Source organism: Patescibacteria group bacterium (genome assembly GCA_020148045.1).
Taxonomy (GTDB): Bacteria; Patescibacteriota; Minisyncoccia; order Minisyncoccales; family GWA2-38-27; genus JAHCRG01.
In genome coordinates, this window is the sequence record JAHCRG010000016.1 from 1 (window position 1) to 24988 (window position 24988).

27 protein-coding genes and 7 tRNA genes are annotated in these 24988 nt (G+C 33.9%); 27 read left to right on the forward strand and 7 right to left on the reverse strand.

What is annotated here, in order from left to right; genetic code table 11:
* The 5 genes from KJA13_03150 to holA form a co-directional block, all read left to right on the forward strand.
* Positions 1-836: HAMP domain-containing histidine kinase (locus tag KJA13_03150; protein MBZ9578010.1), on the forward strand; the 836-nt coding region annotated here is incomplete at its 5' end.
* A gap of 101 nt (positions 837-937) precedes the next feature.
* The gene (locus KJA13_03155) at positions 938-1306 is read left to right on the forward strand and encodes a response regulator (GenBank protein MBZ9578011.1); all 369 of its coding nucleotides are present in this window, start codon (positions 938-940) and stop codon (positions 1304-1306) included.
* A 120-nt stretch (positions 1307-1426) separates the two neighbouring features.
* A complete protein-coding gene (mutM, locus tag KJA13_03160; GenBank protein ID MBZ9578012.1) occupies positions 1427-2302 on the forward strand; it encodes a DNA-formamidopyrimidine glycosylase in 876 nt (291 codons plus the stop codon).
* A gap of 116 nt (positions 2303-2418) precedes the next feature.
* Positions 2419-3108 (forward strand): hypothetical protein, encoded by a 690-nt coding sequence (locus tag KJA13_03165; protein MBZ9578013.1) that lies wholly within the window; start codon positions 2419-2421, stop codon positions 3106-3108.
* Positions 3109-3189: 81 nt separating this feature from the next.
* Positions 3190-4113 (forward strand): DNA polymerase III subunit delta, encoded by a 924-nt coding sequence (gene holA, locus KJA13_03170; GenBank protein MBZ9578014.1) that lies wholly within the window; start codon positions 3190-3192, stop codon positions 4111-4113.
* Between the two features lie 5 nt (positions 4114-4118).
* Here holA and rpsT read toward each other — a convergent pair whose 3' ends face one another.
* Positions 4119-4382: a 30S ribosomal protein S20 gene (gene rpsT, locus KJA13_03175; protein MBZ9578015.1), complete on the reverse strand. Its 264-nt coding sequence runs from the start codon at positions 4380-4382 to the stop codon at positions 4119-4121.
* Positions 4383-4512: 130 nt separating this feature from the next.
* Here rpsT and KJA13_03180 point away from each other — a divergent pair, with 130 nt between their 5' ends.
* From KJA13_03180 to KJA13_03240, 13 genes are all read left to right on the forward strand, one after another.
* Positions 4513-5985 (forward strand): B12-binding domain-containing radical SAM protein, encoded by a 1473-nt coding sequence (locus KJA13_03180; GenBank protein MBZ9578016.1) that lies wholly within the window; start codon positions 4513-4515, stop codon positions 5983-5985.
* 86 nt (positions 5986-6071) lie between these two features.
* Positions 6072-6644 carry a Holliday junction branch migration protein RuvA gene (gene ruvA / locus KJA13_03185; protein MBZ9578017.1) on the forward strand — a complete coding sequence of 191 codons (573 nt, stop codon included), beginning with the start codon at positions 6072-6074 and terminating at the stop codon, positions 6642-6644.
* A gap of 220 nt (positions 6645-6864) precedes the next feature.
* A complete protein-coding gene (locus tag KJA13_03190) occupies positions 6865-7275 on the forward strand; it encodes a hypothetical protein (GenBank protein MBZ9578018.1) in 411 nt (136 codons plus the stop codon).
* Between the two features lie 64 nt (positions 7276-7339).
* Entirely contained in the window at positions 7340-8518 is a 1179-nt protein-coding gene (locus tag KJA13_03195; GenBank protein ID MBZ9578019.1) for a UDP-N-acetylmuramoyl-L-alanyl-D-glutamate--2,6-diaminopimelate ligase, read from the forward strand.
* Positions 8519-8525: 7 nt separating this feature from the next.
* Positions 8526-9929, forward strand: coding sequence for an RtcB family protein (locus KJA13_03200; GenBank protein ID MBZ9578020.1), 1404 nt, complete (start codon positions 8526-8528; stop codon positions 9927-9929).
* Positions 9930-10007: 78 nt separating this feature from the next.
* Positions 10008-10349, forward strand: a complete 342-nt coding sequence (locus tag KJA13_03205) for a DUF4870 domain-containing protein (GenBank protein ID MBZ9578021.1) — start codon at positions 10008-10010, stop codon at positions 10347-10349.
* A gap of 159 nt (positions 10350-10508) precedes the next feature.
* Positions 10509-10664, forward strand: coding sequence for a hypothetical protein (locus KJA13_03210; GenBank protein ID MBZ9578022.1), 156 nt, complete (start codon positions 10509-10511; stop codon positions 10662-10664).
* Positions 10661-11605, forward strand: coding sequence for a Nif3-like dinuclear metal center hexameric protein (locus KJA13_03215; GenBank protein ID MBZ9578023.1), 945 nt, complete (start codon positions 10661-10663; stop codon positions 11603-11605). Before KJA13_03210 ends, KJA13_03215 begins: the two co-directional genes overlap by 4 nt.
* Before the next feature lie 130 nt (positions 11606-11735).
* Complete coding sequence (locus KJA13_03220; GenBank protein ID MBZ9578024.1) at positions 11736-13133, forward strand: hypothetical protein; 1398 nt, start codon at positions 11736-11738, stop codon at positions 13131-13133.
* Positions 13130-14278 (forward strand): glycosyltransferase family 2 protein, encoded by a 1149-nt coding sequence (locus tag KJA13_03225; GenBank protein ID MBZ9578025.1) that lies wholly within the window; start codon positions 13130-13132, stop codon positions 14276-14278. The genes KJA13_03220 and KJA13_03225 overlap by 4 nt, the downstream gene beginning before the upstream one ends.
* 40 nt (positions 14279-14318) lie before the next feature.
* Positions 14319-16145 carry a hypothetical protein gene (locus KJA13_03230; GenBank protein MBZ9578026.1) on the forward strand — a complete coding sequence of 609 codons (1827 nt, stop codon included), beginning with the start codon at positions 14319-14321 and terminating at the stop codon, positions 16143-16145.
* Positions 16146-16241: 96 nt separating this feature from the next.
* Positions 16242-17324: a glycosyltransferase gene (locus KJA13_03235; protein ID MBZ9578027.1), complete on the forward strand. Its 1083-nt coding sequence runs from the start codon at positions 16242-16244 to the stop codon at positions 17322-17324.
* Positions 17321-18187, forward strand: a complete 867-nt coding sequence (locus KJA13_03240; protein ID MBZ9578028.1) for a glycosyltransferase — start codon at positions 17321-17323, stop codon at positions 18185-18187. The genes KJA13_03235 and KJA13_03240 overlap by 4 nt, the downstream gene beginning before the upstream one ends.
* Before the next feature lie 52 nt (positions 18188-18239).
* Here KJA13_03240 and KJA13_03245 read toward each other — a convergent pair whose 3' ends face one another.
* Together KJA13_03245 and KJA13_03250 are read right to left on the reverse strand one after the other, a co-directional pair.
* On the reverse strand, positions 18240-18959 hold the full coding sequence (locus tag KJA13_03245) for an ABC transporter ATP-binding protein (GenBank protein ID MBZ9578029.1): 720 nt from the start codon (positions 18957-18959) through the stop codon (positions 18240-18242).
* 1 nt (position 18960) lies between these two features.
* Complete coding sequence (locus KJA13_03250; protein ID MBZ9578030.1) at positions 18961-19731, reverse strand: ABC transporter permease; 771 nt, start codon at positions 19729-19731, stop codon at positions 18961-18963.
* A 68-nt stretch (positions 19732-19799) separates the two neighbouring features.
* On the opposite strand from KJA13_03250, the gene KJA13_03255 reads away from it, so the two are divergent.
* The 9 genes from KJA13_03255 (at position 19800) to KJA13_03295 (ending at position 24026) form a co-directional block, all read left to right on the forward strand.
* Positions 19800-20918 (forward strand): DUF763 domain-containing protein, encoded by a 1119-nt coding sequence (locus KJA13_03255; GenBank protein ID MBZ9578031.1) that lies wholly within the window; start codon positions 19800-19802, stop codon positions 20916-20918.
* Positions 20915-21388, forward strand: coding sequence for an RNA methyltransferase (locus KJA13_03260; GenBank protein MBZ9578032.1), 474 nt, complete (start codon positions 20915-20917; stop codon positions 21386-21388). The genes KJA13_03255 and KJA13_03260 overlap by 4 nt, the downstream gene beginning before the upstream one ends.
* A tRNA-Arg gene (locus KJA13_03265) sits at positions 21366-21438 on the forward strand. Before KJA13_03260 ends, KJA13_03265 begins: the two co-directional genes overlap by 23 nt.
* A 10-nt stretch (positions 21439-21448) precedes the next feature.
* Positions 21449-21534, forward strand: a tRNA-Ser gene (locus KJA13_03270).
* 2 nt (positions 21535-21536) lie between these two features.
* The gene (locus tag KJA13_03275; protein ID MBZ9578033.1) at positions 21537-21920 is read left to right on the forward strand and encodes a DUF4446 family protein; all 384 of its coding nucleotides are present in this window, start codon (positions 21537-21539) and stop codon (positions 21918-21920) included.
* A gap of 66 nt (positions 21921-21986) precedes the next feature.
* Positions 21987-23477, forward strand: a complete 1491-nt coding sequence (locus KJA13_03280; protein ID MBZ9578034.1) for a GTP-binding protein — start codon at positions 21987-21989, stop codon at positions 23475-23477.
* Between the two features lies 1 nt (position 23478).
* Positions 23479-23826 (forward strand): 30S ribosome-binding factor RbfA, encoded by a 348-nt coding sequence (rbfA, locus tag KJA13_03285; GenBank protein ID MBZ9578035.1) that lies wholly within the window; start codon positions 23479-23481, stop codon positions 23824-23826.
* A gap of 33 nt (positions 23827-23859) precedes the next feature.
* Positions 23860-23932 (forward strand) — tRNA-Cys (locus tag KJA13_03290).
* 8 nt (positions 23933-23940) lie between these two features.
* Positions 23941-24026: transfer RNA gene (locus KJA13_03295), tRNA-Leu, on the forward strand.
* A gap of 48 nt (positions 24027-24074) precedes the next feature.
* Here KJA13_03295 and KJA13_03300 read toward each other — a convergent pair.
* From KJA13_03300 to KJA13_03315, 4 genes are all read right to left on the reverse strand, one after another.
* Complete coding sequence (locus KJA13_03300) at positions 24075-24584, reverse strand: 3D domain-containing protein (GenBank protein MBZ9578036.1); 510 nt, start codon at positions 24582-24584, stop codon at positions 24075-24077.
* Positions 24585-24665: 81 nt separating this feature from the next.
* Positions 24666-24737: transfer RNA gene (locus tag KJA13_03305), tRNA-Gly, on the reverse strand.
* 62 nt (positions 24738-24799) lie between these two features.
* A tRNA-Phe gene (locus KJA13_03310) sits at positions 24800-24873 on the reverse strand.
* A 38-nt stretch (positions 24874-24911) separates the two neighbouring features.
* Positions 24912-24987, reverse strand: a tRNA-Val gene (locus KJA13_03315).
* Position 24988: the final 1 nt, after the last annotated feature.

Consider the following 24988-nt stretch of genomic DNA (forward strand, 5'->3'; position numbering starts at 1 on the left):
AAATTAGAGTAAATTTTATTTTAGAGATAACCACTGTGCCGGTGATAGTCAAGGAAAAGAAAGTTGGCACTTTAGTTATTTTACATAATGTTACTCGAGAAAAATTAGTAGATAGAATGAAAAGTGAGTTTGTTACTTTAGCTGCCCATCAGTTAAGAACTCCTCTATCAGCAGTTAAATGGAGTTTAATGATGCTTTTAGATGAAGATTTAGGAAAGTTAAACAAAGAACAAAAAAGTTTTCTTCAAGACACTTATAAAACAAACGAAAAGATGATTTCCTTAGTTAATAGTCTTTTAAATGTAAGTGAGATTGAAGAGGGAAAATATCTTTCTAAAATAGTTCTCTCAAGTATTGAAGATATAATTCAATCCATAGTAGATGCCCATAAGAAAGAGATGGAAAAAAGGAAACTCAGGTTTGAATTTAAAAAACCAAGAGAACAATTGCCTAAACTTATGTTAGATGTTGAAAAAATGAAAATTGCTATTAAGAATATTTTTGACAATGCTCTAAAATATACTCTTCCCGGAGGCAAGGTTTCAATTTCTCTGAAAGGGGATGAAAAGGAAATAGAAGTTCAGATTCAAGACACCGGGGTAGGAATTCTTCAATATCAACAGGGGAAAGTATTTACTAAATTCTTTCGAGGTGCTAATATAATAAAAATGGAGACCGAGGGGACTGGACTTGGACTTTTTATATCCAAGAATATTATTGAAGCTCACGGAGGAAGGATTTGGTTTGAATCCGAGGAAGGGAAGGGTTCAACTTTCTACTTTACTATTCCGGTAAAAGAAAGATTTGGCGAGTTTCTAACCGAGGAGTTTTATTAACATTGTATTTATCTTTTAAATAGAGTAAAATAAGAAATAAGAAACAAGAAACAGGAAACAAAACTCTTGTTATCTGTTACTTGCTACTTGTTACCTGACGTATGGCAAAAAAAATTTTAATAGTTGAAGACGATAAGTTTCTTCGGGAGTTAATTGCTCAGAAACTTATAAAAGAAGGTTATGATATTGTTGAAGCAGTGGATGGAGAGAAGGGAATAAAAAGCGTTAAAGAGGAAAAGCCAGATTTAATTTTGCTAGACCTTATTTTACCGGGGATAGACGGATTTGAAGTTTTAGCTAAAATAAAAGAAGACCCAGTTCTATCTCAAATTCCAGTGATTATTTTATCAAATCTCGGACAGAAAGATGATATAGAAAGAGGGTTAAAAATTGGAGCGGTTGATTATTTGATTAAAGCCCACTTCACCCCAGGAGAAATAATCGAAAAGGTTAAGGCCGTCCTTAAATAGATATTAGATATTAGATGCTGGATATTAGATAAATTGGATTTTGGATTTTAGATAGTTTCGCCTAACACCGCCTATCGCCTCACATCTATTATCCAACACCTAATATCTGACACCCAATTTGTGCCGGAGCTTCCTGAAGTAGAAACAACAGTAAGAGGTTTACGAACAAAGGTCCTTTCGAGGACCTTTATTGATGTGTGGACGGATACTAAAAAAATAATCAAGAAACCAAAAGATTTTGAGGAATTTAGGAAACAACTCAAAGGTAAAAAGATTCAAAAAATTTGGCGGAGAGGAAAAAATATTATTTTTGGACTTTCCAAAGATTATTCTCTTTTAATCCATCAGAAATTAACCGGCCATCTTTTAGTTGGATATTGGATATTAGATAATGGATATTGGAAACCAAAAGAAAAAGGTCTCTTAGAAGAGAAAATTAACACCTACATTCACTTATTGTTTACATTAGATAATAGAAAAATGTTGGCTCTTTCTGATTTAAGGAAATTTGCCAAAGTTGAGTTGTGGAGAACAGAAGATTTAAAAAATTCAAAAGAACTGAAAAGTTTGGGGCCAGAGCCCTTAGAAAAGAGTTTTACCTTTGAAAAATTTAAGGAAGTTTTAGAAAATAAAAAAGGAAAAGTAAAACAGGTTTTAATGAATCAAGAAATTATTGCTGGAGTGGGAAACATTTATTCAGACGAAACATTATGGGCAGCGAAAGTTCATCCATTTAGAGATGTTTCAAAATTAAAAGAAGAGGAACTCAAAAGAATCTATCAAGCCCTCAAGAAAATTCTCAAAAAAGCAATTAAGCTTCGGGGGGAAAGCATTTCTGATTATCGGGACCCGGCTGGCCGAAAGGGAAAATTTGATAAAATAAGAAAAGTTTACCGAAGAGAAGGAGAAAGATGTTCCCGTTGTGGAACAATTATCCAAAGAAAAAAAATCGGCAGCCGCAGCTGTCACTTCTGCCCTAAATGCCAAAAATTATAAATTTATCCGGGGACGGGCCTCGGGCAACTATTGACAGTGGCTTCTTCATTTGCTATTTTGTTTTATTAGGATAGTTCTTTGTAAAAACAATAAATTCAGTTAAGAAAGGAATAACCATGAAAAAAAAGACCAAAAAAACGATAGCAGGTATTCTTGGGTTTGTGGGGGTTGTGGCTTTTGTGATTTTCATATTCTCACTTGTAATAGTAATAGCGGTTATTGAAGATAGAGATACACTAGTGGAGGAACAGGAATTCTCATTTGGCGGTGCTGCCATGTTTTCGTCGGCAATCAACAATAGGGTCGAGCCCCTTATCCAGACTATCTGGGAGATGTTTGAACAGGCCAATGAGGCGGAAAAGGGCTCATATATAGGATATGCAGAGGCGCGAAGCAGTTATGAAGATGCAAAGAAGGTGCTCGAAGAGACGGTGAAAGCTGGAGACGAGGATAGTTCTCCCTTAAACCTGCAGAGACTGATTGTTGACAAGTTTGGCAAGGCCTTCGGGGATATAAAGGTAACTATTGAGGCTGCCCCTCAGAACGTCAGGATAACCGAGAACTTCCAGAAGGTTTGCAAAAAAGTTAATGATGCATACAGCGAATTGCATTCGGAGTGCACGAAGTGGATAACTGTCTGCCAGACTTATAATACCCACCGCCGTTCTGCTTTTACAAGCGTCTGCGTTTATCTCTTCTATCCCGACAGGAAGGATTTTCCAAAGAGGATTGAATATTACCAAGGTGGCTTAACTAATATTGAAAACTACCGAATTGATGTAGAGAAGCTTAGGTCAGATGGTTAAAATTGTATGGGTATGTGCAAAATAAAGCATATGCCCTTTTTATTTGAAATTGTTTTTTAATTTGGGTAATATAAAATTGCCATGATTATTTTTCTTTATGGTGAAGATACATATAGGATGAGGGAGAAACTGAAAGAGATAATTGAAAGATATAAGAAAATCCATAAAAGTGGGTTGAATTTGAAGTATTTTGATGATTTTACTAATTTGAAAGATGAAATCAGGCAAACCTCAATGTTTAAAGAGAAAAAATTAGCGGTTATAACTGATGTTTTTGCAAATCCTGATTTTAAAGAAAAGTTTTTAGAAAATAAAAAAGATTTTTTGAAAACAGAAGATATAATTTTGTTTTATCAGGAAGGAGAAATCAATAAAAATAACTCTTTATTTAAATTTCTTAAAAAAAATGCTAAGTCCCAAGAATTTAAATTCCTTGGAGGCCAAAATTTAAAAACTTGGATTAAAAAAGAATTTGATAGATATGAAACAAAGATAGATTCAGAGGTTTTGGAAAAACTTATTGAATATATTGGCAATGACCTTTGGCAGATGAGCAATGAAATAAGAAAACTGGCGAGTTTTAAAAAAAATAAAGCAGTTCAAGCAGAGGATATTGAGCTTTTAGTAAGGTCAAAAATTGAAACTGATATTTTTAAAACCATTGACGCTATAGCTGAAAAAAACAAAAAACAGGCCTTGAAACTGCTTCATAAACATTTAGAAAAAGGCGATTCTCCTTTATATTTACTGGCAATGATAAATTATCAATTCCGAAATCTTTTAATAGTTAAAGACCTTATCGAAAAGCACAAACCATACAATATCATTTTGAGAAAGAGCGGTCTTCATCCTTTCGTGGTTAAAAAAAGTTATTATCAATCACAGAAATTTAGTTTCCAAGAACTAAAAAAAATCTACCAGAAAATTTTTAAGGTAGACCTCGATATTAAAACTGGACGAATACAACCTGAAATAGCACTTGATTTGCTAATTACGGAAATTTAACAGGGTTAAACTTTTTTGTTAACTAATTTTGTTATTCTTGATTTCTTTCTATCTGCAGTATTTTTCTTGATTACATTAACTTTAGCTGCTTTATCTAATATTTTATACACCTGAGGCAAAAGTTTCTTTGCTTGTTCAATTTTTTTTTCTAAAACTAAAGTCCTAACCTTTTTTATCAGGTCTTTCATTTTCTTTTTATAAACAAGATTTCTGGCTCTTCGTTTTACATTTTGACGAAGAGCTTTTTTAGCAGATTTTGTTATCGGCATTGCAATTGTATATTAGCAGAAACAATAATTTTTTCAAGTTTTATTAATTGTATTTTTATAATAAATAAGTTAATATCATAGAATTAGCACTTTAACATAAAAAATGAACCAAAGAATGGGAGATAATATAATGGCTGAAAAAAAACAAGATAATCAGTTTTTGCTTAGAGTGATCGTCCCAGCTTATCCAGAGGTTAATATCTATAGCCGTATTGCGAAAAAAACAACAGCTTTAGGACCTATTATGATTGCGACATCGGCAAACGAACTATCAGGATGTAGAGTAAAAGTAACTGACGAAAACAATTTTAAAGGACCTAGGGGTAAAGACGGACTGCCTGATCATAGAGCGTTGCAAAAAGAAGATAAAGCTTCGGTAGTTGCAGTATATTGCGGACTTAGTAGCACGATAGAAAGAGCTTGGGAGACAGCTTCGTTCTATCATCGGCAAGGAGTATTTGTTATTGCTGGTGGGCTTCATGCTCATAATTGCCCCGAGGAAACTTTAAATCATGATTTTGATATAGTTGTTCATGGTGACGGAGACGTGGTTATTCAGCAAATTCTTCTTGCTTTTGAAGAAAAAAACTTTGAAAATATTCCAGGAGTCTCTTATCTTGAAGAAGGTCAATTTAAAAGAAATGGTCCGAAAAGGAATGAAATTTTAAATTTGGACTCTCTACCTTTTCCAAATTTTGGTCTTTTGGAATACAATAATAAAATAAAGACCTATCCAATAAGTCGTATTAGAGGGTGTAATGAAGGTTGTGAATATTGCGGCGTGAGGGGAAAAGTTCGTTTTGCTAGCCCAAAACATTTATTTGATACAGTTGGTTGGTTGGTGAAAACGAGAAAAGCAAAATCTTTTTTTATTGTTGATGATAATTCTAATGCAGACCACGAAGGAACCAAAGAATTCTTTGAGATGATTTTAACAAAGTATAAGCGACTTAAATTTGCGGTTCAAGAAAGACTGGATGATGCTGAAGATATCGGATTTTTAAAGCTTATGAAAAAAGCAGGAGTTAGAATAGTTTGCATAGGAGCTGAATCGCCTATTGACGAAGAACTAGAAGCTATGAAAAAAGGATACGATTCTTCTCAAATGCTTAAATGGCTGAAGATTTGGCGATCTCTCTTTTGGACACATGTAATGTTTATCTTTGGTTATCCTTTAAAAGAAAAAGTAACACTTATTAATGCCAGAGAAAGATTCATACTTTGGAAAAGATTTATTCGTAAGGCTTCTCCAGATAGTGTTCAAATACTACTTCCCATTCCTTTAGTAGGAACGCGTCTTAGAAAGAGAATAATGAACAGAATCTTTCCTAAAATTCAGTGGAAAAAATATGATGGAAACTTTCCTTGTTTTGAACCCAAAAACATGACTTTAAAGGAACTTCAAGAAATGCATATCAAGCTTATGAGTAGATTTTATAACCCATGGAGTATTTTTCGGATTCCTTTGAAAATTATTACTCTTCCTCTCCATTCTTTATTTTTAGGATGGGAAGACTGGCATCGTGGATGGGATGGAATCATCACAAAATATGGAGGATATTTGACTATTAAGAAATGGAAGAAACACAACTTGAAGAAATAAAACAATACAGTAAGTGCTGAAACTAAGTTTCAGCACTTTTTTTATTGATTTTTAGCATAAAATTCAATATACTGAAAGTACTAAATATGATAGCTTATTTAGACGGCAAAATTATTATAAAAAAAGAAAAGTTTATTGTGTTAAATGTTAATGGAGTTGGTTATAAGGTTTTTTTATCTAAGAAGTCTTTAGCCAAACTGCCGGAGATAGAAAAACCGTTAAAGCTATTTTGTTTTTTAAACGTTAAAGAAAATATAATGGATCTTTATGGGTTTCTAAATTATAAAGAACTTGAATTCTTTGAGATTTTAGAGAGCATCCGTGGCGTTGGTCCAAAAGCAGCTCTTGAAATTTCTTCTTTAGGGTCTTTAGAAAATATTAAAGAAAGAATTTTATCTAAAGATGAAGGGTTGTTTGATGGAATCCCGGGAATTGGCAGGAAAAAAGCAATGGCGATTATTTTAGAACTTACAGGAAAGATTAGAGATATTTCTAAGAAGTCCGCCTTCACTAAAGTTTCGGCGGACGAGGCAGAACAAGACCTTGTTGGTCTTGGTTTTTCTCGCGAAAAAGCGAGGGCTGCTTTAGCAAGGGTTCCAAAAGACATAAAAGACGCTGAACAAAAAATAAAACAAGCTTTAAAAATCTTAGGGAAATAAATAAACAGAGTTTATTTAAAAGTTGACAAGAGTTTTTGATTTGTTAGTCTAAAAGTATAAATGATGTATTCGGCGACTAAAAACATTATCAACCTTATTATTTTGGGACCTCTTATTGGAAAGGGGTAAGTTGAATTTTGATAATTTTAACTAACTGGCCTCTTTCCTCAAAAAGAGGTCTTTATTTTTGGTCTTTTACAATTTAGAAAGGAGAAAGAAAATGTTTGAAGTAATGAGCTTTGAAGTAAGAGTAAAGGGGAATCTAAATAGTTGTTTGGAAACAGAAGCTAAAATTAGAGTTAAAACAGAGCATGGGACAAAATATGAAATAGCCGAGGGTAATGGGCCGGTTAATGCTTTAGATGAGGCTTTACGTAAAGCTCTTTTGCCGTCCTGCCCATTTTTAGCAGAAGTCCAGCTTATTGATTATAAAGTATTCATAATCAACGGAGAAAGGGGGACCGCTGCTTTGGTGAAAGTGGAGATTGTTTCTTCAGATGGTGATGGTAGATGGACTAGCCGGAGTGAATCAACCAATATCATTCAAGCCAGCTTACAAGCATTGGTAGATAGTTTTGAGCAGGCAATTTTAAGAAGTTCTGCTAAAGAAATAGCAGAACAAACCGGCTAAGTAAATTAGTCGGTTTTTCTTTTTTTAATTTAAAAGTTTATGCTAATATGTTAGATTAAAAGAAATGGTCAAAGAATTAATTAAAAAATTTATTCCTGGTTTTTTGTTGGGGTTTTACCACTATTCATTAGCACTAATAGGAGCTTTTTTGTATGGGTTTCCTTCTCAGAAATTGACAGTTATTGGAGTAACTGGGACTAGTGGGAAGTCAACAGTAGTAGAATTAGCTGCTGATATTTTTCAAGAGGCAGGATTTAAGGTTGCTTCTTTGTCTTCAATTAGATTTAAAATCAGGGATAAAGAATGGGAAAACAGATTAAAAATGACTATGCCTGGCCGTCTAAAGCTTCAGAAATTCTTGAAACAGGCAGTAAAAGCTGGTTGTAAATATGTAGTTTTGGAAGTGACTTCTGAGGGGATAGAACAATATCGTCACAAATTTATTAACTTTGGTATCGCTGCTTTAACTAATTTGAGCCCAGAACATATTGAATCTCACGGTGGCTTTGAAAAATACCGGGCAGCAAAAGCAAAACTTTTTCAACAAACAAAAAAGACTCATATTATAAATATGGATGATGGGAATGCTAAATATTTTTTAAAGTTCCCTGCTGAGAAAAAGATAAAATATGGAATAAATGATGCAGAAATTTCCCCCAAAAATTTAAAACTTTTAGGCAATTTTAATTTATACAATGCTATAACAGCGAGCAAAATCGCAATGTCTCAGGGAATTTCTTTGGAAATTTGCAAAAGAGCTTTGGAAAAAATAAAAGGAATTCCTGGGAGAATGGAGATTGTAATTAAGGAGCCATTTACAGTAATTATTGATTATGCTCATACACCTCAAAGTCTCAAAGAAGTTTATGAAACAATAAAAAATAATAAACGCATGGTCTGCGTGCTTGGCGCGTGCGGCGGAGGCAGAGATAAATGGAAAAGACCTGTTTTGGGGAAAATAGCTGCTGAACACTGCCAGGAAGCGATTATAACCAATGAAGATCCTTATGATGAAGAGCCAATGGAAATAATTGAACAAGTGGCGGAGGGAGCTCAAGGAAAAGCTAGAAAGATATTGGATAGAAAGGAGGCAATTAAGAAGGCATTAGAATTAGCTAATCCAGGAGATATAGTAATAATTACTGGCAAAGGTTCAGAACCCTGGATGTGTGTTGCTAAAGGCAAAAAAATCCCTTGGGACGATAGGCAAATGGTTAAGGATTTGATTTTTTCAAAAAAATAAATAAAATATGATTTCTAAAAAAGATTTTATAAAAATTAATAATTGGTTATGGGAGATCCCTAAATCTTTTAGACAAGATATGCGGGTTCCTGCAAGGATTTATACTTCGGAAAAGATGTTAGAAGATATTTTTCAAGATGACTCAATTCAGCAATTGATTAATGGAACTACTCTGCCTGGTATAGTGAGATATGGTATAGCTATGCCTGATTGCCACGAAGGTTATTCAGTGCCTATAGGTTTTGTGGGCGCAATCAAAATTCCAGACGGAGTTATTTCACCTGGAGCCTGCGGTTTCGACATTAATTGCGGAATGAGATTGTTGAAATCAGAACATGCTGAGAAAGAAATTAAGCCGTATTTGGAAAACTTGGCAACTGAAATTCAAAAGCAAGTTCCTTCTGGATTAGGAAGAGGAAGGGGAATAAAATTGAGTATTGAACAAATTGATAAGATTTTACGACAAGGAACTCATGTTTTACTGAAACAAGGATACGGCGAAAAAGAGGATGTTGAAAATTGCGAGGCATCTGGGAGATTAGATTGGGCAGATGCTTCTGTTGTTTCGGACCATGCTAAAAATAGAGGGAGAGATCAGGTTGGAACTCTTGGGAGTGGGAATCATTTTTTGGAGATTCAAAAAGTAGCTGAAATCTTTGATGAGAAAATAGCTGAAACTTTTGGATTGTTTAAAGACCAAGTTGTAATAATGATTCATACTGGTTCAAGAGGTCTTGGCCATCAGGTTTGCACAGATTATTTGAAAACAATGATTCCGGCTATGAGCAAGTATAATATAAAAGTTCCGGATAAAGAATTTGCCTGTGTTCCTTTTGATTCTTCTGAAGGACAGAGATATTTTTCAGCCATGGCTTCAGCTGCTAATTATGCTTGGGCTAACCGCTATATGATTGCTCATTATGTAAGAAAGGCGTGGAAAGAGGTAATGGGGCAGAAAGAAAAACTTGAATTATTATATGATGTGGCTCACAACATTATTAAAAAAGAAAAATACAAAATTGATGGAAAAGATACTGAAGTCATTGTTCATCGAAAAGGAGCGACAAGGGCTTTTCCTGGACAGCCAGTCCTGCTTCCCGGGAGTATGGGAACTTCTTCATATATTTTAATAGGGACAGAAAAAGGAGAAGAGGCATTTTTTTCAACCTCTCATGGGGCAGGCAGGAGAATGTCTAGACGGGAAGCAATGAGAACTATTTCGGGAAGAGAAGTGATAGATAAATTAAAGCAAAAAGGGATAATTATAAAATGTCGTTCAATGAGGGGAATTGCCGAAGAGGCGCCTCTGGCTTACAAAGATATAGATAATGTAGTAGAAGTTGTTCATAATGCTGGTTTGTCAAAAAAGGTAGTCAAACTCGTTCCTTTAGCAGTGATAAAAGGAGAGTAGGTATTTGTTTTTACAATTTCATGATTGTGCTATAATATGTTAAAAGGTCGCTTATTTTAATATTAATTTTCTAAGATTATGAGTGAAAAAACTCCTCAAACACCAGGAGCATCAACAAAACAGGGAGACCAAAATTTAATAGCAGTTTTGAGTTATTTAGGTATTCTTTTTTTAATTCCCTTGCTTGTAGTTAAAGATAATCGTTTTGTTCAGTTTCACGCAAAACAGGGTTTGGTTTTATTTATTGCCGAGATTGCCACTGTTGTGATTGCCTGGATTCCGATTTTGGGCTGGATTGCCGGATTTATATTATGGATTGTATGGTTTGTTTTTTCTATTATGGGAATTGTAAATGTTCTTGGAGGCAAAAAAACTCCCCTTCCAATGATTGGAAAATTCGCTGGTAAGTTTAAGATTTAATTTGGTTTAAAAAGAATATTAAGTCAAGGGGTGGAGCAAGCCCGCTCCTTGATTTTTATTTTATTTTATACTAAAATATAAACATTATTCTTATGTGTTTATTTTTTGTTTTATACTTGGTCTCTTTGACTTTTGTAGTTGGAGTTAATTTTTTGTATTATGGGGAAGAAACGTATGCCAAAATCACTTCGCAAATTTATCAGAAAAGAGAAGGCCCGAATTCGTCGGGAAGTTTTAGATATGAAAGAACAAGAAAAATTAATTTCAGAATTATACCAGAGACTTACAAAAAAAGATAAAAAACAAAATCTATGAAGATAAAAGAAATCTACAATTTAGCTATTCAGATGGGGATTAAGGCAGATTTTCGGGGGGAAGAAGGAATTAAGAAATTTTTGGAAAACAAAAGAAAGCAATATGAGAAAATGGATGAGAAAGAAAAAGAAGAATTTGATAAGGAGGCATTGAAAAATCCCTATTTGGATTCCAGGATTTATCATATTACTGAAGATAAAGAGATTAAAAAAATTTTAGTTGGTATTGATATTGAGCCGGCTGAAATTTTAATGGCAAAAGAAATAGGGGATATTGACTTAATTATTGGTCATCATCCTATTGGCAAGGGATTGGCTCATTTGGCAGATGTAATGGATTTGCAGTGCGATGTTTTGAATTTTTATGGCGTGCCAATAAATATTGCCGAAGGCCTGATGAAAGAAAGGATTGAAGAAGTTGCCAGAGGGGTGAATAGATTAAATCACCAAAGAACGGTTGATACCACAAAACTTTTAAAAATGAATTTAATTAATTCTCATACTCCTTGCGATAATTTAGCAGCTAAGTTTTTAAAAGATTTAATTAAAGAGAAGAAACCAGAGAGAATCAGTGATTTAATTGATTTGCTAAAAGAAATTCCCGAATACAAAGAAGCGATGAAAATTGGAGCAGGTCCTAAAATTTTTGTTGGGGTTCCAGAAAATAGATGCGGGAAGATTGCCCTAACTGAAATCACTGGCGGAAGTGAAGGTTCTCCAAAGCTTTTTGGAAAAATGGCTAATGCTGGTATTGGCACGGTAGTTGGCATGCATATTTCAGAAGAGCATAAGAAGCAAGCTGAAGAGGCTAATCTAAATGTTGTAATTACTGGTCATATATCTTCTGATTCTTTGGGAGTGAATTTATTTTTAGATGAGTTAGAAAAACAAGGAATTGAGATTATTCCTTGTTCAGGACTTATTAGGATTCCCCGAATATAATACTCTTCCAAATCTCATGATCGTGAATTTTAGAGGAGTAAAATTCTGGAGTAGAATTTTTGATGTTGGCTGAAAAGCCAGTTTTTTGGTAGAATAGTTTAGTTAGGGATTAATTTATTAAGAAAATAATATGACAAAGGGCAAGGTTTTTCTTATTGTCTTAGTTTCAACAGCTATATTTTTATTGGTTTATACTCCCCATTTCGCTTATCCCTTCCCGAGCCACATAGATGAATGGCATCACATCACCGAAGCAATAAAACTCCAGGAAGGAGAATATTCAGGAGGCACAATGGGATATCGAGTTGGTTTCCATCTTTTACTTTTATTGTTGTCTAAAATTACAAATCCTGTTTTAATTTACCAATTTCTCCCGGCAATCTGGGCTGTTTTTTCAGCCCTTGCTTTATTTTACGTTGTTTATAAAAAAACAAACAAGCAATTTTATATAGCACTTTTAGCAGTGATTTTTTTCGCTTCAATAAAATCAAATGTCAATATAACAGGATTATGGTTTTTTACTCCTCTCACTTTTTCCCTGCCTTTTATTTTCTTGTATGTTTACTTTTTTACCGAAGGCATTGAAAAACAGAATAAAAAATTTATTTTAGCAAGCCTGGCAATAATAGTTGTCCTGTTATTTATACATTCAATATCTGTTTTATTTGCAATTCCCTTTTTGTTGATTTACTCTTTATTTAACTTTAGATATATTAAGAAAGAATGGAAATTCTTTTCTCTATTTTTAATAATTCCCGTAATAGGTATATTATTCTATAAATTTGTGACTAAAACGCCCTGGAATTTCTTAATAAGAAATTTAATTAAGGCATTACAATTTGAGCGCGGCTGGGGCGTCTTAGAAATAGATAATTCATTTTTTGAACTCTATAGTTTGATAGGTTATATATTAGCAATTATAGGATTAATTCTTGTTTTCAGAAACGAGAAAAATCTAAAAAAATACTTAGCTTACGGATTATGGCCAATCACAGTTTTAATATTAATAATGATTTATAAAAAAACAGGCGTTTCATATCTGTCTCCTTATCAAAGAAACTTATATTATTTTGTTATAGGTTTACCGATATTAAGCGCATTGGGTTTAAATTACTTATTTAAGTTAACAAAAAAGAAGACACTCGTGGTTATAGTTTTTATTGTAGTAATATTTTTTACTTTTAAATCTTATTGGGAAATTCCAGAACAACTTGATTTGTACCAGGTGATTGATAGTAATGATTACCAAGCCTTTTTATTTTTGTCAGCTCTCCCGAAGTCAGTAGTTATGGCAGATCCAATGGTTTCAGTAGCGATGTATCCGATTTCCCAACAGGAACCAGTTGCTACTTTATTTTTTTATGGAAACAGAGAAGATGCTAAAATGTTCTTTTCATTAGATGATTGTAAGGCAAAACAGCAAATCTTAAATGAATATAAGGTAAGGTATGTTTTATCAAAATTTAAGATTGATTGCGGCTGGGATTTAATATACGATAAAGAAAATTATATTTATGAAGTAAGATGAAAACAAAAACAAGTAATAAAAACCCAGAAGTAAGCATAATCCTTCCTTGTTTAAATGAGGAGCAATCTTTAGGTACCTGTCTTGAGAAAATAAAAAAGGTTGTTAGGAAAAATAACCTTAATGCAGAGATAATAGTTGTAGATAATGGTTCTACAGATAATAGCTGCAAGATTGCTAAAAGAAAAAAAGTTAAAATAATTTATGAACCAAAAAGAGGTTATGGTTCAGCTTTTTTAAAAGGCTTTGAGGTGGCGAAAGGGAAATATTTTTTTTGTGCTGATTCAGACGGTAGTTATGATTTTAGAGAAATTCCAAGATTTATAGAAGAACTTAAAAAGGGCTCTGATTTTGTAATTGGAGATAGATTTAAAGGAAAAGTGAAAAAAGGAGCAATGCCTTGGTTCCACAGATACATAGGAAACCCAATGCTTTCCGGGATTTTAAGATTATTTTTCAAAACAAAAATTCAGGATGTCCATTGCGGTATGAGAACTATAACTAAAAAAGCTCTTAAAGAACTTAATTTGAGGGCAACAGGTATGGAATTTGCTTCTGAAATGGTAATTCAGGCAGTTAAAAAAAATTTAAAAACTAAAGAAATTCCAATAGACTACCACAAAAGAAAAGGAACCTCTAAATTAAAAAGTTTTCGGGACGGATGGAAACATTTAAGGTTTATGTTGTTATACAGCCCCTTATTTTTATTTTTTATCCCGGGGGTTTTATTATTTTTAATTGGCTTGATTTCTATGCTTTGGCTTTATTTTGGCTCTCTAAATATCTTTGGAATAGAATTTCAATATCATCCGATGTTTTTATCAGCCCTGTTAATTATAATTGGTTATCAGTTAATCATATTTTCTTTGTTTGCCAAAACTTACGCCATAAATCATTTGGGAGAAAAGCCAATATTTAATAAACTTTATAAATATCTAACAATAGAAAAAGCAGGAATTGTCGGGATAATTATCGTTTTGCTTGGAATAATAATCTTCGCAACGATATTTTTTAAATGGCTCAATACGGGTTTTGGAGAATTAGATGAAATAAAAAATTCTATCACTGCTTTAACTTTAATTATTGTAGGAATTCAAACAATATTTTCCTCTTTTATGCTAAGTATCTTAGGGATTAAAGAAAAATGACTGCAAGTAACATCATTATAAGAAATATTTTAAGAAGAAAATGGATATAATAGTTAATTTTATTTTAAGAATACTTGGAACTCTAATCTTTTTCCTGCCGGGCGTTCTGCTGAGCTATGTTATTTTCAAAAAAAAGAATTTGATTGAAAGAACTGCTTACTCAATCGTCTTGGCTGTCTCTGTGGCTACTATTTTAGGCATGGCTTTGGCAAAATTAGGAATATTTACTCCTTTTTTTATTATAGTTGGAGTAAGCGTAATAAATATCATACTCTTAATTATTGTCGTTATTCAAAGCAGGAATACAGAATTCAAAACAGGCAAGATGGATACTTCTTTCAGATTGATTTGCCTCTTCTCTTTAATTGGTCTTCTGTGGAGACTTTATTTTGTATCTAAAGTGAACCAATGGGGAGATGGCATAACGAGCCACATAGAACATCTTATTGGAAATAGCATTAGAGGGAGTGGGAGTGCATTGATTTCTACACCTAATCTTAATTTTTATACCGGCATGGTAAGAGATCGTGCAAATTTTATTGGAGGTATTTTGTCAAAAAATATATTAAACCAGCTGTCATTTAATCATTCCATTATGAACATAATACTATCTGTTTTTCTTTTATGCAGTTTTACCTATGTAGTTATAAAATTATTCACAGAAAATGAGAAACTAGCTTTGTTCGGCGCTGCTGTTATGGCTATAGGGCTAGTAGAAATCTGGCAGAATACGTTTGGTTTTATTGGGGGTAATCTTTCATATGTAGCGTTAATCTCTCTTTTCATATTCTATAAGAAAGAGAATAAAGCCTATTTCTGGTTTTTACTCTTGATAGCTATAATAATGATGTTTAGCTATTATACCGGTTCTTTGGTAATGATTATCACTTCTGTTGGGTTTGCTTTTGCGCTAATTCTAAAAAATGTAAGGTTTAATGGAAGTATATTCCGGATATTTTTGAAGTCACTAATACAAAGGAAGGTGATTGCGTATTTATTTATTGCTTTGTTGTTATCTTCGTTTATTTTCTTATTTTCGAGTGAAACGGTTTCTGTCTATACTTCTGAAAACGTTCGTGCGGTTGCAAGCGAGATAAAAAGTGGTGAAGAGAGCGAAAAAATATCAATACCGGAACCTACAAGGCCATATAAATCTAAAATCAGGTTTCTTGGTCTGCCCATAATAAGCTGGCAGAATATTTTTTTCATCTTTCTGGGGTTAACATTTGCACTTTATTTTATCTTTAGAAAAACTGACAGTTATGACAAAGATATAGCCTATGCTTCTATACCTGTTATTACGTTGGCTCTTGTTTTTTTGAGTGTAAATATGCCTGAAAGAGCTTTTTCATATCTTGCTTTTTTTGGAATTCTCGCAGCTAAAATACCTAAGAGAGTATTTAGAATTTTTGTAGTTATCTCACTGATTTTTTTAGTCTCGACAACCTTTTTAGTAGCCTCGCAAAGAATAAAATTTTTTACGAACTCAGACGGCGAAATTAAAGCGGCAAAATGGGTAAGTGAAAATCTCAATGAGATAATTCTTAGTGATGAGCGTTTTATAAGTTTGGTTATACAAAATAATTATTTTAAAGTTAATGGTTTTGAGGATAATTCTCCATATATGTATCCTACTTTTTATAGAAATGATCCTGAAGAAGTCAGGATGGTTATGCGAGAACTAAGAGCGGGTTATTTTGCAACGACCAAGAGAATGAGGGACGATTATATCTTGATGCTGAATTTTCCTCAAGTCCCGATGGAGAACGGGCAGATGTATGAAGAAAATTTTACTAAAGTTTATGACAATGGAGATGTCAAAGTTTATAAAATAAATCAAGAACCTTGCTGCGTGCAAGAACCTTAATTCGCTCCTGCCCGCATTGTTATGCAAAGCCTTGCAGGCGGGAAGGTATAAATATATATTCTTGAATTAAGGAAGCCAAATAAACTAAAAACGAAAATGAAAATAGCCATCTTCCATAATTTTATGGACAATATTGGAGGAGCAGAAATAGTTGGTTTGACCTTAGCCAGAGAATTAAAGGCGGATTTCTATACTACAAATATAGATGAAGAGAAAATCCGAAAAATGGGTTTTTCTAATATAGAATTAAAATCTATTGGAAAAGTTCCAACAAATGCACCTTTTAGGCATCAGGCAGCTTTAAGAAAATTTAGAAAACTTAATTTGGGAAACAAGTATGATTTTTATATTATTGATGGTGACTGGGCAATGTCAGGAGCAGTTAACAATAAACCAAATCTTTGGTATGTTCATTCACCAATAAGAGAAATCTGGGATTTGTATAAACATACAAGAAAGAATAATGTCCCGTTGCCCTTAAGGCCTATTTTTGACACCTGGGTATATTATAATCGCTATTTAAACAAAAAATATGTCCAAGAAGTTGATAAAATAGTTTGTAATTCAAAAAACACTCAAAAAAGAGTTAAAAAATATCTAAATAAAGAAGCTACGGTAATTAATCCTCCAATAGAAACATCTAAATTTCATTATAAAAAAACTGGGGATTTCTGGCTTTCTGTTAACAGATTAATTAGTCATAAAGGAATTGATTTGCAAATAAAAGCATTTTCTAAATTACCGGATGAAAAACTAATTATTGTTGGAAGTTATGAAAAATCAAGACATTTTAAACAATATGCAAATTACATTAAATCAATAAAACCAAGAAATGTAGAAATATTAAGCTGGCTTAATTCTAATGAATTGGTTGATTTGTATACAAATTGCAAAGGTCTCATCGCAACTTCAAAAAATGAAGATTTTGGTATGGCTTCTGTTGAAGCAATGGCCTCTGGCAAGCCGGTCATAGCTTCAAATGAAGGTGGCTACAAAGAGACAGTTCTTGATGGTGTTACCGGAAAGCTGATTGATAATATTAATGAAGATAAATTATTAGAAGCAATCAAAGAAATTGGCAAAAATCCTGAAAAATATAAAGAGGCCTGCATAGAACAGGCAAAAAAATACGATGTCAAGATTTTTATTAAAAAAATTAAAGAGCAGATTGAAAAATGAAGCAATTAATTTCAATAGTTATTCCAACGTATAATGCAGAAAAAACACTAAAGCAATGTTTAAACTCTATCTTAAATCAGACTTATAAAAATTATGAGATTATTGTTGTAGATAATAATTCTACTGATAAAACTGAAAAGATAATTAAGGAATTGCAAAGAAAGAATAAAAAAATAAAATACCTATTTGAAAAAAGAAAAGGAAGGGGTGCTGCAAGAAATACAGGAGAGAAAAAAGCAAGAGGAAAGATTATTTTAATGACAGATAGTGATTGTATTGTTCCTAAGAACTGGGTCAGCGAGATGGTTAAAGCCATTAAAGAATATGATGCAGTACAGGGTTTTGAACAAGCTGTTTCTGATAATTTTTGGAGCAGATGTTATCAGATGGATTCTAAAAAAAAATATGAAAAAGAAAGTATGAAAAACCCAATTGGAAAAATCGATACAAAAAACTTTGCAATAAAAAAAGAAGTATTAAAAAAAATAGGATTCACCTCCCGAAAATACATAAGTGGGAATGATACTGATCTTTCAATAAAACTTGCAAAAAATAATTGTAAGGTAAGATTTATGAAAAATATAAAAGTTAAACATTCTCATGTTGATTCATTAAAAAAAATTTTTAAAAAAAGAGTCCATCATGCAAAATGGACTTCTATAATCTCTCGCGATCATAAAAAATTTCTTAAAAATACAAGTTTTTTAGCAGATACTTGCCAAACCCCTTGGACATTTATTAAATTTTTCCCCGGAATCTTCGGAACTTTAATAAAAAAAGGTTTTAGATATGCTTATTATGATTTTGTTGTGGGAATTTCCTGGAGAATTGGGTTAGTTTATGGCTGGATAAAACAATCTTAAATCCGAAGGAATCAAGGTTCTACAAGCGCGGCTTGTAGGTTTTTATTATTGATTATTGTTTATATCCCATAATAATCCTTCTTGGCTCCCCTTCTTTGATAATTCTGCCTTTATCAAGCAAAATAACCCTGTTGCAGTATTTTTCAATCATCCATAATTCATGACTTACCAATAAGACCGTTGCCCCTTTATTTACTAATTCTTTTATTTTGTTTGCACTTTTAATTTTAAAATCCTCGTCTCCAACTTCAAGAACCTCATCAAGCAGAAGAATGTCCGGATTGCAATGAATTGCAATTGAAAATGCCAACCTTTGTTTCATTCCCTCTGAAAACTGATATATTTTTGTGTTGACAAAATTTTCAAGTTCTGCAAATTCAACTATTGAATTGAATTTCTTTTTTATTTCCTTTTTGCCTAAATCAAAAAGAGAACAACACAAATAAATATTATCTCTGGTTGTTAATCTTTCTTTCGGCCCAACTTTCAAATTTATTAGAGAGATTAATTTCCCATTAATTTTGACTGTCCCATCATCTTTATCATATATTCCTGCGATAATTCTTAATAAAGTACTTTTACCAGAGCCATTTTCACCAATAATTCCAATTATTTCTCCTGCCTTTGCTTTAAACGATACATTCTTTAAAGCCCAGATGATTTTTCTGGGCTCTTTTCCGGAAAAAAAAGAAATAAATCTGGCTAAAGCTCCTTGATTTTTTTTAAATCCTATTTTAAATTTTTTTGATATATCTTTGACAATTATTCCCATTTTAAATCATCTCAGCGGATTTAATTTTTAATTTATTAAAAATTAACAAGCCAATTATTAAAGACAATAAGCCATAAACTATTACTCCTAAAATCATCCATATTTCAGGCATCTTATTATATATAATTAAGTCCCTTGCTGCCGTAATAAAATAATACATTGGATTAAATAGATTAATATAAAAAAGACGAGTTTGTCCCTTGATAGCGTAAAAGATAGGGGTTCCAAACCATATTAACTTAGAAGCAAAAAGCCAGATATTTTCCAGGTCTATAAAATAGATTGTTAGGATCGCTAAGATAAGAGAGGCCCCAAAAATAAAAAAACAGAAAAATACTAATATTATAGGATAGAAAATTATCCCAATTAAAGAGTTTTTAAAGATTAAAAGAAGTATAATAAATAAAATTATTTCAAATAAATGCGAAAAAAGAGTTTTCAGAACAATTGAAGCTATAAGAGATTCTTTTGGGAAATTTATTGATTTTATAACCTCCCTATATTCCAGGGTAATAACTCTAGTGGATTCGGTTGTTGTTTGTTGAAAAAAATTAAACATAATTATACCAAGTAATAAATATAAAGGATAGTTCGGAATATCAGCTCCAAGTCGGTCTGAAAAAACTAATAAGAGCAGGATAAAGACGAGTAAAGGATTTAATAAGTACCACAAAATACCCAAATAACTGCCTTCATTTCTTAACTTAAACCCGGCTTTTGCTAAAGATAAGCTTAATCCTAATATGCCTTTTATTTTATGATAAATTTTCATAGTTTCTAACTACTTTATTCTAATAAAAAACTGGCTGAAAAGCCAGTTTTTTGATAGAATTAAGGAACATGCCAAAAGTTGGTATCGCTACAATTCCACTTGATTATGGCCGGTGCCCGCGTTGGTTATTTGAAAGGATGAAGCGGCTTTCCCGAGGGATAATGTTGGCTATCCGGGAAGAGTTTGGGCCAGAAGAAATTTTGAAAAGATTATCTGACCCGGTTTGGTTTCAGAGCTTGGGGTGTGTAATTGGATTTGACTGGAATAGTTCCGGTTTAGCCACTACTACTTTAGGGGCTTTAAAAGTTGGGCTTTTTGATATTCAAGATGAATTAGGTATTTATGTTTGTGGAGGTAAGAAAGAATCAAGAAAAACACCCCAAGAAATTGAGGCCTATGGAATTTCTCGTGGCTTTCCATTTGCTCCAAATTTAATTTATGCCTCAAAAATGGCAGCCAAAGTTGATAGCTCGGCTTTGCAGGATGGTTTTCAAATTTATGCCCACAATTTGATTTTTTCAAAATCAGGTCAGTGGACAGTAATCCAGCAGGGAATGAATATTAATGTCCAAAAAGCTCGGCGTTATCATTGGTTGTCTTCCGGAATTAAAGATTTCGTTGAGGAGCCGCATTCAGGGATTATTTCTGATGCTCGGGGTAAGCCCTTAAATTTAACTGCTAAAGAGAGCAATAAAAATAGGGAGGTTTCAACCGGCTTGGTAGCAGAGGAGCCAAAAACATTTTTAAAAGATTTAGATTTAATTCAGACCAAAAGGTCAAAAAATCTTACCCTAATGGAACTTAGAGATATTGAGTTTTATTGGCATCCAGTTGTGCAGGAGAAATTTGATTTAAAGCGGCTTGAGAAAACTATTTTCTTCGCCAATGCTTTAAAGCCAAAAAACTTTGAACAACTCTTAGCCTTAAAAGGCATTGGTCCCAAAACAATTCGTGCTTTGAGTTTAGTTTCCGAATTAATCTACGGCGCCAGACCCTCTTACGAAGATCCTGCAAGGTATTCATTTTCAGTAGGCGGGAAAGACGGCACTCCTTTTTTCGTAGAAAGAGATGTTTATGATAAGGTATTGGATGTAATGGAAAAAGGCATTAAAAAAAGCAAAATCTCCTTACGCGAAAAAGTTGAAGCCCAAAAAAGATTGAATAGTTCATATATTCGTGGGGTATGAAAAAATTGTCATTTTATGTTGTTTGTGATAATATACGGAGTTTAGAGAATATTGGTTCTATTTTTAGAACTGCTGACGCTTTGAATGTTGATAAGATTTTTCTTTGCGGAATTTGCGGGAGACCACCTAGTCAGAAGATATCAAAAAGCGCGCTGGGCGCGGAAAAATGGATTGCTTGGGAGTATTGCGGCAAGACTTGGCGAGCAATAGAGAGGTTAAAAAAAGAGAATGTTTTTATTGTGGCTTTGGAGCAAGAAGAAAATAGTTTAGTTTATACTAAATTCAAGCCAAAATTCCCTTTAGCTTTAATAATAGGGAATGAAGTCAAAGGAGTTTCGCCCTCTGTTTTAAAAAGAGCAGATAAAATAATATCTTTACCAATGTTTGGCAGAAAAGAATCTCTGAACGTGGCAGTTGCTTTTGGCATAGCAGCTTACAGAATTCGCTGCCCCCATAGTTCAATTGGATAGAACATCAGCTTCCGGAGCTGAAAATATAGGTTCGAGTCCTATTGAGGGCACACGGATGTTGGAGGGGTGCTCCGAATGGTAAGGAACCGCTCTCGAAAAGCGGCGCCCGCTCAGCGGGCTTGTGAGTTCGAATCTCACCCCCTCCGCTATGTTTAAATTTTTTCAAAAAGGCAAAGAGCCGAGGAGTTTGAAGGAGGCTTTGAAACAGTTTGAAGATTTGAAAAAAGAAGTTGAGAGAATTTCTCAAGGGCTTGAAAATTTGAAAGAAAAGGGTAAGCTTTCTATTCAGAAAGTAGGGATAGTTAGATATAATCCTTTTTCTGAAGTCGGAGGCGACCAGAGCTTTTCTGTTGCTTTGCTTGATGAGAACAATGACGGAGTAGTGGTTACCAGCTTATACTCCCGAGAAGGAAACAGGGTTTATGGGAAACCAGTGAAGAGTGGTATTTCTGAGTATTCCTTGTCTAATGAGGAGAAGAAGGCGATTGAGAAAGCCGTAAGCTCTAAAATCCCAAATCCTAATGGTCAATGACCAATCAAGCCCCAATTATTTAAATCCCAAACAATATATTCTGGTCATTGGGGCTTTTAATTAATTATGGTTGAAAAAAAACAACAAAACTTAATATCTCGTCCTCCAGTTGTAGTAGTTTTAGGTCATGTTGATCATGGCAAGAGCTCTATTTTGGAAAAAATTAAGGATTTGAAGATTACAGAGAAAGAATCAGGAGGGATTACCCAGCATATTGGAGCTTATGAGGTTGAACATCAAGGCAAGAAAATTACTTTTATTGATACTCCTGGTCATGAGGCGTTTTCAGCCATGCGTTCCAGAGGGGCAAAAGTAGCTGACATCGCGATTTTAGTAATAGCTGCTGAAGAAGGAATAAAGCCGCAAACTAAAGAAGCAATTTCTCATATTAAGAAAGCTGGAATTCCAATGATTGTGGCTATTAATAAAATGGATAAGCCAGGAGCTGATCCTGAAAAGGTTAAAAGAGAATTATCAGTCCAAGATATTTCAGTTGAATCAATGGGAGGCAAGATTCCTTCAGTAGAAATATCGGCAGAAACAGGCAAGGGAATTCCCGAGCTTTTAGAATTAATTTTGTTAGTGGCTGAAATGGAAGGTTTTAAAGCAGATGTTTCCAAACCAGCTGAAGGAGTGATAGTTGAATCATATTTAGATTCTCAGCGAGGACCAACAGCTACTTTAATTTTGCAAAATGGAATCTTGAAAAGAGGCGATATATTAGGAACTTCTTCTGTTGTTGGCAAAATTAGAATTATGGAAGATTTTCAGGGCTTATCTATTAAGCAGGCTTCTCCGTCAATGCCGGTTATTGTTTTAGGATTTGAAAATGTCCCTAGAGTTGGGGAGAGATTTAAAGTTTTTACTGATATTGAAACGGCTAAGAGAAGACTTGAAGGAATAGTTAAGCCGGGCCCTCAAGTGCTTGATATTGAGCCAGATAAGAAAGTTTTAAATTTGATTTTAAAAGTTGATGTTTTAGGGTCGCTTGAAGCAATTGAAGAGGTTTTGAAAAAGCTTCCTCAGGAGAAAGTTATTTTAAGAATTTTGAAGGGGGAAGTGGGGGAGATAAATGAGTCAGATGTGAAGTTAGCCGGAGGAGCTAAAGCTATAATAGTCGGTTTTAGAGTGAAAACAAATCCAATTGCCCAAAAATTAGCCTTGAGGGAAAAAATAAAGATAATGTGTTTTGAGGTAATCTATGAATTAGTTCAAGAAGTTAGAGGGGTTTTGGAAAAAAAGGTCAGACCCGAAGTAGTGAGGATTGATTTGGGAAAAGTTAAAATTTTAGCAATTTTTCGAACAGAAAAAAATCGCCAGATTATTGGAGGAAAAGTAATTGAAGGTGAGGTGAAAAGAGGGGCTTCTCTGGAGGTTTTCCGAAATGAGGAAAAAGTTGGCAGAGGGAAAATTGTTAATCTTCAGCGAGATAAAAAAGAGGTTGAGGAATTAGCAAAGGGAGCAGAATGCGGAATACTTTATGAAGGAGACATTAAGATGGAAGAAGGGGACGTGCTGTGGGTATACACAGAGGAGAGAAGAAAAGGAGAATTATAATATGAGTAATCGCATTCAACGCGTTAATGCGTTGATAAAAAATGAGTTAAGTCAGATTCTTTTAAAAGAGGTTGGTTTTCCAAAGGATACTTTAGTAACTATTACCCGGGTGGAAAGTTCGGTGAATTTGAATCAGGCAAAAATATATATTTCAGTAATGTCTGAAGATAATATTGATGAAGTTTTCGAGATTTTAAATAGAAGAATTTATGATATTCAGCAGACCCTAAACAGACGTTTAAAAATGAGACCAATTCCTAAAATAGAATTTAAAAAAGAAGAAAAAACTGAGGAAGCAGCAAGGGTTGAGGAGCTTTTGGAGGAGATAAAAAATGAAGAGAAGGGTTGAAAAAAGAGTAAGAAAATGTTATAATAAAATAGTGGCCTGGTAGCCAAGTAGCTAAGGCGGCAGTTTGCAAAACTGTTATACGCGAGTGCAAATCTCGCCCAGGCCTCAAGACATGCCGGGGTGATGGAATTGCTAGACATGAAGGACTTAAAATCCTTTGGAGATAAAACTCCGTGCGGGTTGGAGTCCCGCCCCCGGCACAAATAAAAAAAGCCCCCGTCTTGGCGGGGGCTTTAAGGTTTTATGTTTTAGTTTTCTAAAATTTCGGCTTCAACTATTTTTACCCCAAAGCTTTTGGCTTCTTCATAAGAATCCATCCAGATATCAAAATGATAAGATCCTTTTTTCCAATTCATTCGGTCCTCGACTACAAAAACTTTATCTCCGTAAATCTCAGGAAATCTTATCTCGGTCCCAAAGGAGTACCTATTATTAGCTACAATTCCTTGTTCAACTGTTTTTCCTGAAGCGGTTAGAAATGGAGTATTGTCTGTCTGCCAAGTAGTACTGGAATAAGCAGTGACTACCACTTTTACTTTCTTGACTTTAACAGGAGCTTCGGGATTAGATACTGCTAAGAGAGAATTTTCTTGGATTGTAGCCAGTTCTAAAGCAGAAGCCGGCTCATCGGCTTTTGCCTGCTGCATTTTTGTTATTCCTAATCCTAAACCACTGGCAAGAATTCCAGCCGTTATTAAAATAACTAAGATTTTTTTGGCTCCCAGATAAGGATCCTCTTTTTCAATATAAATATCCATTCTAAAACCCCAATTTTAGGGGTTTTATCATATTAACTTATCCACAGGCCTTGTCAAGTCTTTTTAGGTATTTTTCGAGTGAGCGGGTGAGCGGAATTGAACCGCCATCTCAACCTTGGCAAGGTTGCATAATAACCACTATACGACACCCGCCTTCGTCAGCCGTAGCTGGCTTCGGCGGGCGAAGCCCGCAGAGACAGCGTAGCTGGACTTAGTGCCGCGAGTCAGACTTGCACTGACCACCCCAGCTTTTTCAGAGCTGTGCTCTAACTACCTGAGCTATCGCGGCCTAATTAAATTTTATTACATTTTTCCAAAAATTTCCAGTGGTGGGCGGTGAAGGATTCGGACCTACGACCTCCTCGGTGTAAACGAGGCACTCTAACCACTGAGCTAACCGCCCA